Below are 12,160 nucleotides of genomic sequence, written 5' to 3'. Positions count from 1 at the left end.
TAACCTAAAGCAGTGTGCGTCAATACCCCGCTGCTTGTCCATCTTTTCGACTTTCTGAAGCGCCGTAATAGACTTTTTTGCGCGCGTCCCACGCAATGGCTTGATACCCGCCATAGGCGCCTACCACACGTTGGAGTGTGTGCCCTCTCTCCATCAGCTCCCGTTGCACCTTTTCACTGAATCCCGATTCTAAACTGACATATCCGCCATCTAGCATCAGTTCACCCGTTGGGCTACTAGAGCCACTGTGAAGAATGCGGGGGGCGTCCCCCGCTTCTTGGAGGTTCATACCAAAATCGAGAATATTCACAATAATCTGGGCGTGCATCTGTGGTTGGGTACCGCCTCCCATCACCCCAAAACTCATCACGGGCTCGCCATTTCGCGTCACAAATGCGGGAATAATCGTGTGAAAAGGACGTTTACCCGGTCGATACTCATTGTAGTGGCCTTCTTCAAGCGTGAACATCTCACCGCGGTTTTGCAAGATAAAACCCAGTCCTGGCGGTGTCATACCGGAACCCATCCCCCGATAGTTGCTTTGAATAAGGGACACCATATTGCCGTCTTTGTCAGCCACTGTCAGGTAGATGGTATCCCCATCATAAATTCCGGCATCGACGCGCTTGGCGGCCTTTTCATCATCAATAAGTTGCTGGCGTTGTTTAGCGTATTCTTTGGAGATTAACCAATCCACGGGAATAGTATTGAAATCGGGGTCAGCGTAAAACTTCGCTCTGTCCTCAAATGCGAGCTTTTTTGCTTCGACAAAGGTGTGTATATAGTCTGTTGAACCAAACCCCATGCCCTCGATATCATACCTTTCCAAGATGTTGAGGATTTGCAATGCAGCGATACCTTGGCCGTTCGGCGGGAGTTCCCATACATCATAGCCGCGGTAGTTAGCCGATACCGGTTCTACCCACTGTGAAGTGTGGGTAGACATATCCTGATAAGACAGAAAGCCCCCTTGTGCTTTCATGTAGGCATCGATGGTATGCGCAATATCGCCTTTGTAAAACGCATCTCTTCCACCTGTAGCAATTTTTTCATAGGTAACCGCGAGTCCAGGATTCTTAAAAACATCGCCCTTTTGCGGTAATTTTCCGTCTATCAAAAACGTCTCGGCAAAGCCATCGTAGTGCCCAATACGGGCGTGGTTCATTTCCCAGTAATAGGCAATGAGTTCTGATACCGGAAAACCATTGCGGGCATATTCAATGGCCGGCGTCAGTAAAGCCGTCATTGGCAACGTGCCAAAGCGTTCATGGAGCGTAAACCAACCATCTACTGCGCCAGGCACGGAAACCGGTAAAGGACCGAATTTGGGAATTGTATTGAGCCCGCGCTCTGCAAATACTGATTTAGTTAGCTGACGAGGAGAGCGGCCTGACGCATTCAGGCCCGTTAGTTTCTTTTCCTTGGCATCCCACACGATAGCAAACAAGTCGCCACCGACTCCGCTACCAGTAGGCTCGACAAGGCCTAACATAGCGTTTGCAGCAATTGCAGCGTCAACCGCACTGCCGCCTTGCTTGAGAATATCCAGTGCAACTTGGGTTGCCAAAGGTTGACTGGTAGCCGCCATACCGTGTTGGGCAATAACTTCTGAACGGCTCGCAAAGGGTTCACCAGTTATTCGATCATAAGCAAGCGATGCTGTGCTGAAAATAACAGAAATTAAAGCAAACACTCGCACTTTTAAAGCCATACTGTTCCCTTAGGGTTTTAGAAAAACATCTTTTTATTATATGTGACGACATACTTCGAAGCACCGGCAGGCCATCACATCCTGTTTCATATAGTCTAGCGTCATTGTCGCCATACGCCTAGGGGCTGTTGTCGATGTTCTTTTGTGTCGTCATTGACTCAATCGGTTAAGTGCGGACAACGCATTGAACTTGTTGGTCACTATTGATGTTTGATTGCAATGAAAAAAGCCCCGCAGATGCGGGGCTTAAGCAAAGTAATGTAGACATTATAATTATTGTTATTGCGCTGCCTAATCAAGACTCTCTTACGAACGGCTACCAGTAAAGTCAGGGTAAGCTTCTAGACCACACTCACTCATATCGACACCGTCGAATTCTTCTTCTTCGCTGACACGTACACCCATAATCGCTTTAATGGCAAGCCATACGACTAAGCTCACTACAAACACCCAAACGAAAATCGTTGCTGCACCTAGAAGTTGGCCTGAAATGGTCGAGCCATCGTTAGTGAACGGCACAAGGATTAGACCTAGAAGACCTACTACACCGTGCACAGAGATAGCACCTACTGGATCATCAATCTTAAGCTTATCAAGACCCACAATACTCAGTACCACTAAAATACCACCAAGACCGCCAAACAGTGTGGCCTGAAGTGGTGTTGGTGTTGAAGGTTCAGCAGTGATAGCAACCAAGCCAGCAAGCGCACCGTTTAGCACCATGGTCAAATCGGCTTTACCAAATAAAATACGCGCAACAATAAGCGCTGCAATTGCACCACCTGCAGCAGCTGCGTTGGTGTTCATAAACACGATCGCGACTGAATTTGCACTTTCAACTGTCGCAGTGGCAAGTACAGAACCACCATTGAAACCAAACCAGCCCATCCAAAGAATAAATGTACCCAGTGTAGCTAACGGTAAGTTTGCACCCGGAATAGCATTAACTTTACCATCGGCGGTGTATTTGCCTTTACGCGCGCCCAGTACTAGTACACCTGCAAGTGCTGCTGCAGCACCAGCCATATGCACAATGCCAGAGCCCGCAAAGTCAGAGAATCCTTCGTCGCCAAGGGTATACATACCGAATACCGCTTCGCCGCCCCATGTCCAAGCACCTTCCATAGGATAGATGAAGCCTGTCATTACTACCGCAAACGCTAGGAATGCCCATAGTTTCATACGCTCAGCGACGGCACCTGAAACAATAGACATTGCCGTTGCTACGAATACAACTTGGAAAAAGAAGTCAGCAGAAGGCGCGTAAGTCGCTGGTTCTTCAGCCACACCTGTCGCACCATCAGCCATAATACCGCTTAAAAATGGACCCCAATCACCGCCACCATACATAATGCCGTAACCACAAATCATATACATGGTGCAGGCAATAGCATATAACGCGACATTTTTCGTGAGGATTTCTGTGGTGTTCTTCGCTCTAACCAGACCCGCTTCGAGCATGGCAAAACCTGCAGCCATCCACATAACTAGTGCGCCACAGATTAGAAAATAAAAGGTATCTAGCGCATACCCAAGTTCAAAAGTGATTTCCATTATGATTATCTCCGCAAATATATCGTTGTGGCTTACAGCGCGTCGCTATCCGACTCACCAGTTCGAATACGAACGGCGTGTTCTAAGTCGTAAACAAACACTTTGCCGTCACCAATCTTGCCTGTTTTGGCTGCGCCAACGATGGCTTCAACCAGGCGCTCTACTTGATCATCCTGAACAGCAATTTCCAGTTTGACTTTAGGTAGAAAATCCACCTGATATTCCGCTCCGCGGTAAAGTTCAGTGTGTCCCTTTTGACGTCCAAAGCCTTTTACTTCGGTCACGGTTAAACCGTCGATACCGATTTCTGAAATGGCTTCACGAACATCATCTAGCTTAAATGGCTTGATGATAGCTGTGACTAGTTTCATGAGTTGCTCCCAGTTTTTGTGGTTATTCTGCGAATTCGCATGTTTATTCATTGATAAACCAAGAGCCATGCCATAAATAATTATTCATCTAAATCATATACATACCCATCACAAAGGCGAGAATAAAAAGTTTTATTGCACCAATAAGGTGCAACAAGAATGAATTGCCCAATTTTGAAGCGGGCAGGATCATCCACTGACCAATGAGCAAATAGTTGGGAACTATGCAATGTGGAACTAAATGCATAAAGACAGTGTCAGTTGATTACTATGACAGCAATCACCGACACATTTTTTGCGCCAGAGCGCGAACCTGAGTACCGCGCTCCTATAAACCAAACAGCGTGGCGGCCACTATTGGTTTCTTTTCTCATTCACCTAGTCGGCGCAATTTTGGTGATTGTGATCTCACAGATAGGATTGAGCAATCGAATCCAGCAGAGCGTGCAGCCTGTGTATTCTCCCTCAATAAACGCTAGGCTTTATTACCCTTCAACACGAAAGATACTCGAAGAAGAACACAGCGTAGCCATTACGGTGGAAACGCCTGAAGAGGTAGCACCTTTGTCAACGGTTCTATCATCTGAAAGTGACAACACTCCCTCCCGTCAAACACCTAACACTCCAGTTCCACCCAACGTGGTTAGTCACACCTCCCCCCCTCAAAAGTTACCCGAGACACAATCTCAGGCATCGCAGCAGCCAAACGTGGTGACAACCAATGCGAATCAACGGGCAGGACGCCTCAACTTATCAGCAAAAGATGCGGCAACAGAATACTTTAATCACTATCACCAACAGCAAATTGCCGATGAAGCCCAGACTGCAGCAAGCGAATTTCAACAGCGCAAGAAAGGAACCGTAATCGAGGATCCAAGGAAAGGTATGCCACCTACTTCTAAAACCTCTCAACCTGTAAAAAAAGTGAATTGTACAAGTACCGTAAATAAAACACTGGCAATACTAAGCGGTATAACTGGCGGGACACTGGCTTGCACCAAAATGGACGATCACAACCGTTTTATTGATGCTCGAATAAAATCCGCTCCTAAAGAAGACAATTAGTTTCCTTTGCTCTTTGCTGTACGTCAAAGAGCTGCCGTTTATTTACGTTTATAAAATCCCGGAGGCTGTCCGAAATAGGCCTTAAAACGTCGAGAAAACGCACTAATATCTTCATAACCTGTCGAAAGTGCGACATCCAAAATAGGCGTATCGGTATTACTCAGTAATGCTTTGGCTTTTTCCATACGGCTACTCACTAAATAATCACGCAAATTTTGCCCTGTAGCGGCCTTAAATCGCTGCTTAAATTGGGTTGTTCCCATGCATGCTATACGGGCCAATTCAGTTTGTGTGAACGATTGGGACACATCGTGATGAATGTGGCTTAGCACAGGTGTAATTCGCTTATCGACGCTACTGCCCTTTACCGATTTTTCTAACAAGGTAAAAAAAAGGGTTACCATTTCGCGATGCCCATGATGAGCAAATTGAGTAAGTTGGATTTCTACAAAACCTAAAAACGCTTGTAGCGCCCTGTTCACCTGAAAAATTGGCTGTTGCTTGTCATTCAAATGATTAGGCACTTCCTGTAAATCGGCCACGACAAATTTAGACAACTCATTAGCACTAAAATTGTGGATCTCTTGTGGTGCGATGCAAACCCCTTCCCCTACTCCGACCTTTCCATCAAAGTTATCGATGGCGATTTCGATGTGCCCACTAATAGGTAAAACTAATTGGAAATGATCGTGGGTATGGCTACACATGTTTCGGGTGTAAGAGCGGATAGACAAAGAAGGTACAGAAGAAGTGCGCATTTTTACACCTTACTTATTTAAACAGGAGGAGTGCATTCAGGCTGCATTGTCAAAACATCGTAAATTCCTCCCCATGTCAATAATAAATATTCACTTATTGTCAGCTGTGAACCAAATCTCCCTGGTTGATACTTGAGTACATTTTCTTTTTATTCTATTTGTCACAATTACATGCAATATTAAATGGGCTTAGGAAGGCATATAACACTGCATTTAATGGACGAAATTATATTTGAAATAATAAAGACAAAAATTGGAAAATTTATGCAATTAAATTTACGTCATGTAATGGGCGTGGCAGGTGTATTGTTACCTGCTATTGCTATGGGTCAAGTTGCAAACGGCGATTTTGAAACTTGGACCTCTGGCTCACCAGATGCCTGGACGTCTATTGATACGGGAATTAGTGTGGCAGAAAATACTGCTTACTCTTTTTCAGGAAACAGTTCTGCCGCTATTACTGTCAATACTGGCACACAAGGCTCAACTGATTTCCGTCAATCGGTCAGTGTTACAGCCGGTGAAAATTATGAGTTCTCTGTTAGGGTGTACCACACCGAAGGGGCAGTTAAAGCTCGACTGTATGTCGATGGCTATCAAGGTTATTCAGACAACACTGTCACTGGAAGTTGGCAACAAATCACCTATTCTTACACGGCATCAAGCTCAACTGAGATCGAAGTTGGTCTAAGATTTTACGATCAGACGGGTTTTGATGGCTCTGAAATCGTATATGTTGATCTATTCGAACCCACTACTGCCAGTTCCGGTGGTGGCACGGGCAATGGTAGTTCATGTAGTACCTATTCAGGTACCTTAAACTTAACGACCGACAACTATGGTAGTGAAACAAGCTGGGAAATTACCAATGCCAATAATCAGGTAGAAGCTTCCGGCGGTAACTACGCGAGCAATCAGAGCTACTCAGAATCTGTTTGCCTAAGTGAGGGTGATTTTACCTTTACGATTAATGATACCTACGGTGATGGTATTTGTTGCTCCTATGGGTCAGGCAGTTACAGCCTAGTAATGGATGGCGTGACTGTATCAAGTGGTGGCACGTTTAGCGCCAGTGAGAGCACTAGCTTTACTTTAGGCTCTACAGGTGGTGGCGATACTGGCGGTGGTGGTAGTACGCCCGATCTGTCAGGCTATTACGCCAGTGCAGATGGCCTAACGGGTTACTCGTTGAAAACCGCGCTTTACAACATTATTAACAACCATAGTACGCAAAGCTACGGCGACCTTTGGACTTTCTATATTTCATACAGTAGCGACAGTTACTACGAAAATGACGGATCCATTTTGGATATGTATTCAGAAAACCCATCGACTAGCGACGCATACAATTTTACTGCGGGTTCTGATCAGTGCGGTAGCTATAGTGGCGAAGGTGACTGCTATAACCGTGAGCACGCTTTCCCTCGCAGTTGGTTTGGCGGCGCAGTATCACCGATGAATACCGATGTTCACCATATTTTTGCTACCGACGGGTACGTTAATGGACGCCGCAGTAGTTACCCCTACGGTGAAGTAGGTAGTGCCACATATACATCTAGCAATGGGTCAAAGCTTGGCTCAGGAACTTCTGCTTCTGGCTATACCGGCACAGTATTTGAACCTATTGACGAGTTTAAAGGTGATTTTGCACGGGCGTATTTCTATATGGCAACACGCTATGAAAACGTCATCGCGAATTGGGAAAACAACAGTACATATGGTGATGTTGTATTAAACGGAACTAACGATCAAGTATTTGAAAACTGGTTTTTAACTTTATTGCTAAACTGGCATATACAAGATCCTGTTAGTCAAAAAGAAATCGATCGCAATGACGCTGCTTACAGCTTCCAGAACAATCGAAATCCATTCATTGACCACCCAGAATTAGTAACCGAGATTTGGGGTAACTAACAACTAAGACATCGCTGGCTCTAGAGGCCATAGGCTAATATCAGGCCTAGCTCTATCCAGCGATGGTTTCCCCTATTCAATACACCTGCTAATAGTTACACCTACGTTATTTGTATCTTAACATTCCTTTGCCAACACTTTTTTTCGTCAGTACTTTCCCCTATGCTCACAACAACGATAAAGTAACACGTTACTGTGCTTTTAACGCCAAACTCACGTAGACTAACCAGACTCATTAGCTTGAAATAAGTCCCTAGACATACAAGCAATGGAATGATGTAACTAAAAAATATATAACAAGGATACTTAACGTGGCTGCAGCCAATCTACTTGCCCTACTCGATGACATTGCTACTTTAATGGATGACATTGCAACCATGTCAAAAGTCGCCGCCCAAAAGACAGCGGGGGTACTTGGTGACGATCTGGCCGTTAACGCTGACCAAGTTCAAGGGGTGAAAGCCGATAGAGAATTACCTGTCGTATGGGCAGTGGCGAAAGGCTCGTTGGTTAATAAGGCTATTTTAGTCCCAGCTGCACTGGCAATCAGTGCATTCGCACCTTCTCTCATTACCGTATTACTTGTGTTGGGCGGGCTCTACCTTTGCTTTGAAGGCGCAGAGAAGCTGCTACATAAATACTTACCTCATGAAGACGAAAGCAAAGAACGTGAAGCCCGAATTGAAGCATTAACCCATAAAGATGTGGACATGGTTGCGTTTGAAAAAGAGAAGATAAAAGGCGCGATTCGAACAGACTTCATCCTATCTGCTGAAATTATTGTTATTGCGCTAGGTACTGTGTCAAACGCAGATCTTACCACTCAAATTGGCGTACTCGTGGCGCTCAGTTTAGCCATTACACTAGGTGTGTACGGTTTAGTTGCGGCTCTGGTGAAAATGGATGACGTGGGGCTTTATATGCTTCGAAAGTCTCTTACTGGTAGTATGAATCGCGCCCAACGTCATATTGGTAGAGCATTGCTGGTTACCGCACCTGCATTAATGAAGACGCTTGCAGTAGTAGGTACCATCGCCATGTTTTTAGTCGGGGGAGGCATTCTTACCCACAGTATTGGCCTGTTACACCATGTCACAGAATGGTTTGTTGCCCTAGCCCCGGCGGCGTCGCTGGCAATGTCAATCGTCGCTGACGGAATAACGGGTGTAGTAGCGGGTATAGCATTAACTTTACTCATCACATTAGTCGCTAAACTTAAGCGCTAGTGCAGGCGTTTTAACACCTCGTTTTAGTGATCAGGTGTACTCATCCTAGAAGTACACTTGTTCACTTAGTCTTTTTGACCAACTCTTTTTGAAAATCGCTAAATATTAGTTAGCGAAATCTCACACATTCCTATCCCATTAAAAAACAAAACAATTAAAACATTAATAATCAACAACTTAGCCAAACTTTAAAAATTGGCACATCCCTCGCTATAAACTAATTGTTAATTGATAACGACTTATTATCGGACCTTTTAGCAAAACGATAGCTGCCACGCAGTATGTTTCAGTGCAGTGTCTAACTTTATTTTTAGGAGATTATTATGTTTACCGCCCGCAACATTTTCACTGCACTAGCATTAACAACTAGCATTGTAAGCGCATCAGCTTTTGCTAATGACGACAATATTGTCGCGTATACCGATTACATGGTTGAAAGCGCTTTAACAGAAGTAAAGCATAATTTGGATCTTGGCGTGACTTACGACGTGTTAACAGCCAGCCATACATTTGAACCCGAAGCGAATGAAACCAATACACTGGTTGCGGAGATTACGATTACGCCTATCGAGCCTGTGACCAACGACGACAACGACGCATAAGGAGTTTGCAATGTTAACTGCCAGTACACTCTTCATGTTGGTACTCGGCCCGTTCATTGCCTTTATTGTAAGCGCCCTTCTGTTTTCAACCGCAAGGTTATTTTTACAGAAAGGACATTGAAACAGCAATAAAGGAAAAACGGACATCAACCTGCGAGACCAGTAACAATTTGTTCCCCCTTGCCTTTCCTGGGCCTTACGCTCCAGAGGAAGGTAGAAAGCGCAATAAAGACTCTGTATAGATTGGGCTTTCTATCTTCTTACTGGAGCTTTTTTTATGCCACCTCGCCTTACAATACCAGCTTTATAGCCACTTCTATTTCAAGGCGCGTTTAACATTACGAGTTAAGTGAAGCGTGCGGCCTACCGCGTGTTAACTATTGCTAGTTCACTGTAGCCGCACTTTTTCTCTGTTGAATTAATAGAACTCGTAGCTGAAGTTAGCAAACACCACTCTTGGACGCGCATATGCGACTTCTGCATAACCACTTCCTGAGCCCAGTGAGGAGTTACCAGACACGCGGTAAATTTCATCGGTTAAGTTGTTTACACCCACCATCAACTTCCAATTACCACTATAGGGCGATAAGGTCACGGAGGCGTCCACAGTCATATAACTTTCCTGCTGCGCAATACGCTCTTCATTAGCAGCGTCGAAGAAAACTTCATCACTGTAAGATAAGTCTATGCGAGGGTATAGTTCATACTCGCCGAGTTCAGCATAGTAACCAACTCCAACATTCCACTGCAACTCAGGCGCAAACGGTAACTGATTACCCGCTGCGACACCGGTATTTACCGGGCGCCCAGGCACAACAATATCTACCGTTTCATCAATAGACGTATCTAAATAGCCCAGGCCGCCTTCGATAACCCAGTCATCATGTGGTACATAGGTAAATTCTAGTTCAGCACCGTCAATTGACGCTTTACCAGCGTTAAAGAACCACGGCGCAATGAATACGCGATAAGTAAACTGCAAATCGGTGTAATCAGAACTGAATATGGCACCATTTAATCTGAATTTATCGGTAATATCTGACTTAAATCCGAGTTCATAGGAGTCCACTTCTTCTTGGTTGAACTTGTGTCCTGCTTCAAGATCGGATTCGGTCAGTGCAAAGTTGAAAGTAGAGTTCCAGCCACCGCCTTTAAACCCTTCTGAATAACTACCGTAAACCATCGTATCTTCTGTCCACTGGTAGCTCAGGTTAAACGACATGGTAGTGGCAGAGAATTCGGCTTCATAGAGCTTTTTCTCCAAATACTTTGCTTCGGGGTTCGCATAGTCAAACTGATCGGGAATTGACCCTTTTGTCTCTTCTGTGCGACGAATACCAAACGACGCGCTTAACTTATCAGTAAAGTCATAATCAAGTTGAGCGTAATAGGCGAGTGAATCGTTATCAGTAATATTGTTGTCACTGTCTAAGTGACAACCATCAGTATCTGGACCACAGCTATAACCTGTGGGTTTGTCAGCTACTTGAACGGTTAAAATATCGGTTATTTTTTCCGAGTAATAATATAACCCTGAAATCAGCGTGAAATTATCCGTCACGTAGTTTAACTGAAATTCTTGGCTGAATTGGTCGCCAGCAGAATCAAAATCAGTGTGAAGAATAGTGAACGGCGTGTTGTCTGCATCGCGACGTCCTACCCACTCCAATTCGCGATACGCAGTAATCGATTTTACTGTCACTTCGTCATTCACTTGATATTCTAAATTAAGTGACGTGCCCCAGTTTTTCATTGAACTGCCCATTTCTGCAGTACCATGACTTGCAAACGGGCCAGCATCCCACTGGTCATTAACACAGCGGGGATCATTGTTTTCTACTGTGTATCCGCGAGGACCACCACCAGTGGTCACCAATCCAGATACGTCTAGTGGTGAACCTTCAGCCGTAGTCACCGGACGTCCAGGAGGACCCGGGTAAGCAATCCACGCTGATGGGCATCCGGCAATGACGCTCTGACTAGCTCCAAACCAAGCCGCATCGTAACCCGTATTTGTCACATCAGTATTGTTGTTGTAACCACCAAATACCAAAGGTGAGCCATTTTCATCGGCGCGGGTATAGTCAAACAACACCTTAGCTTTAAATTTATCGCTAGGTTGATACACCACTTTGCCGTTAAACATTGTGTTATTGACATCACCGAGGTCAAGTCCATCGGCAATGCGCTTTACATAACCGTCCTGCTTTTTTGTACCCAGACTGAAGCGAGTGAGTAATTCATCCGACAATGGGATATCAATTGAGCCAAACGCTTCCATGAGTGCGTCTTGACCAACACCCAGGCGAATTTTACCCCCCAACTCGTCGCCGGGATCTTGTGTATTGATAAGTACGGCACCGCCTATGGTGTTGCGGCCAAATAATGTTCCCTGTGGCCCGCGCAATACCTGAACACTTTCAATATCGCGAAGTTCCATGGTGCCACCTACAGACTGACCCATGTATACATCGTCAATATATAAACCTACGCCGGGATCCGTATTGGCACGTGGGCTAATTTGCCCTACACCGCGAATAAAGATAATTGAAGAGTTGTTGTTTCCAGCAAGAGGCGCATTGTTGGAAAACTGCAAATTGGGCGTTATTTTGCCTATGTCATCTGAACCAGTGATTTGACGTCGCTCTAACGCATCGCCATTAAATGAAGTCACAGATACCGGTGTTTCCTGAAGATTCTCCGTCACTTTACGTGCCGTCACGGTAATCTGCTCGAGCGCTAGATTTGCCTTTGATTTTTGCTCAGCGTCTTGTTCTTCCTGTGCTAAAGCATATCCAGAACTTAACGCCAATGCAGTTGAAACCGCCAATGCGAGTTTATTCATATTATTATATTTCATATGTGCCCCTTCTTAACCACAACCTTGTTGTAACTTTTTTGTTAACCAGCAGTTACGGTAAATATGAAATAGTGATGATGCATTAACCAATTGAAAATT

The 12,160-nt window shown here is 45.0% G+C and carries 9 protein-coding genes; 4 read left to right on the top strand and 5 right to left on the bottom strand.

Annotated elements, in window-relative coordinates:
- Positions 1–19 precede the first annotated feature (19 nt).
- The 3 genes from ggt to glnK form a co-directional block, all read right to left on the bottom strand.
- Entirely contained in the window at positions 20–1,711 is a 1,692-nt protein-coding gene (gene ggt / locus ACMCM8_RS00435) for a gamma-glutamyltransferase (RefSeq protein ID WP_412724366.1), read from the bottom strand.
- A gap of 306 nt (positions 1,712–2,017) precedes the next feature.
- Positions 2,018–3,265, bottom strand: coding sequence for an ammonium transporter (locus ACMCM8_RS00430; protein WP_412724364.1), 1,248 nt, complete (start codon positions 3,263–3,265; stop codon positions 2,018–2,020).
- Between the two features lie 32 nt (positions 3,266–3,297).
- Complete coding sequence (gene glnK / locus ACMCM8_RS00425) at positions 3,298–3,636, bottom strand: P-II family nitrogen regulator (RefSeq protein WP_012516988.1); 339 nt, start codon at positions 3,634–3,636, stop codon at positions 3,298–3,300.
- 270 nt (positions 3,637–3,906) lie between these two features.
- On the opposite strand from glnK, the gene ACMCM8_RS00420 reads away from it, so the two are divergent.
- A complete protein-coding gene (locus tag ACMCM8_RS00420) occupies positions 3,907–4,701 on the top strand; it encodes a hypothetical protein (protein ID WP_412724362.1) in 795 nt (264 codons plus the stop codon).
- Between the two features lie 38 nt (positions 4,702–4,739).
- Here the strand turns inward: ACMCM8_RS00420 and ACMCM8_RS00415 are convergent, their stop codons facing one another.
- Positions 4,740–5,459: a helix-turn-helix domain-containing protein gene (locus tag ACMCM8_RS00415; RefSeq protein WP_412724360.1), complete on the bottom strand. Its 720-nt coding sequence runs from the start codon at positions 5,457–5,459 to the stop codon at positions 4,740–4,742.
- Positions 5,460–5,723: 264 nt separating this feature from the next.
- Here ACMCM8_RS00415 and ACMCM8_RS00410 point away from each other — a divergent pair, with 264 nt between their 5' ends.
- The 3 genes from ACMCM8_RS00410 to ACMCM8_RS00400 all read left to right on the top strand — a co-directional run bounded on the left by ACMCM8_RS00410 (position 5,724) and on the right by ACMCM8_RS00400 (position 9,201).
- Positions 5,724–7,373 (top strand): endonuclease, encoded by a 1,650-nt coding sequence (locus ACMCM8_RS00410; RefSeq protein WP_412724358.1) that lies wholly within the window; start codon positions 5,724–5,726, stop codon positions 7,371–7,373.
- A 311-nt stretch (positions 7,374–7,684) separates the two neighbouring features.
- Positions 7,685–8,599, top strand: coding sequence for a DUF808 domain-containing protein (locus ACMCM8_RS00405; RefSeq protein ID WP_412724356.1), 915 nt, complete (start codon positions 7,685–7,687; stop codon positions 8,597–8,599).
- 323 nt (positions 8,600–8,922) lie between these two features.
- The gene (locus ACMCM8_RS00400; RefSeq protein WP_412724354.1) at positions 8,923–9,201 is read left to right on the top strand and encodes a hypothetical protein; all 279 of its coding nucleotides are present in this window, start codon (positions 8,923–8,925) and stop codon (positions 9,199–9,201) included.
- 418 nt (positions 9,202–9,619) lie between these two features.
- Here the strand turns inward: ACMCM8_RS00400 and ACMCM8_RS00395 are convergent, their stop codons facing one another.
- Positions 9,620–12,061, bottom strand: coding sequence for a TonB-dependent receptor (locus ACMCM8_RS00395; RefSeq protein WP_412724352.1), 2,442 nt, complete (start codon positions 12,059–12,061; stop codon positions 9,620–9,622).
- Between the last annotated feature and the right edge of the window lie 99 nt (positions 12,062–12,160).

Source organism: Alteromonas sp. D210916BOD_24 (assembly GCF_047159385.1).
In the GTDB taxonomy this organism is placed as follows: Bacteria; Pseudomonadota; Gammaproteobacteria; order Enterobacterales; family Alteromonadaceae; genus Alteromonas.
This window is presented reverse-complemented; position numbering and strand designations above follow the sequence as displayed.

What these genes read in the sequence shown, in the direction of transcription:
- ggt (WP_412724366.1), bottom strand. Translation starts at nt 1,711, where the DNA reads ATGGCTTTAAAAGTGCGAGTGTTTGCTTTAATTTCTGTTATTTTCAGC.
- ACMCM8_RS00430 (WP_412724364.1), bottom strand. Translation starts at nt 3,265, where the DNA reads ATGGAAATCACTTTTGAACTTGGGTATGCGCTAGATACCTTTTATTTT.
- glnK (WP_012516988.1), bottom strand. Translation starts at nt 3,636, where the DNA reads ATGAAACTAGTCACAGCTATCATCAAGCCATTTAAGCTAGATGATGTT.
- ACMCM8_RS00420 (WP_412724362.1), top strand. Translation starts at nt 3,907, where the DNA reads ATGACAGCAATCACCGACACATTTTTTGCGCCAGAGCGCGAACCTGAG.
- ACMCM8_RS00415 (WP_412724360.1), bottom strand. Translation starts at nt 5,459, where the DNA reads ATGCGCACTTCTTCTGTACCTTCTTTGTCTATCCGCTCTTACACCCGA.
- ACMCM8_RS00410 (WP_412724358.1), top strand. Translation starts at nt 5,724, where the DNA reads ATGCAATTAAATTTACGTCATGTAATGGGCGTGGCAGGTGTATTGTTA.
- ACMCM8_RS00400 (WP_412724354.1), top strand. Translation starts at nt 8,923, where the DNA reads ATGTTTACCGCCCGCAACATTTTCACTGCACTAGCATTAACAACTAGC.
- ACMCM8_RS00395 (WP_412724352.1), bottom strand. Translation starts at nt 12,061, where the DNA reads ATGAAATATAATAATATGAATAAACTCGCATTGGCGGTTTCAACTGCA.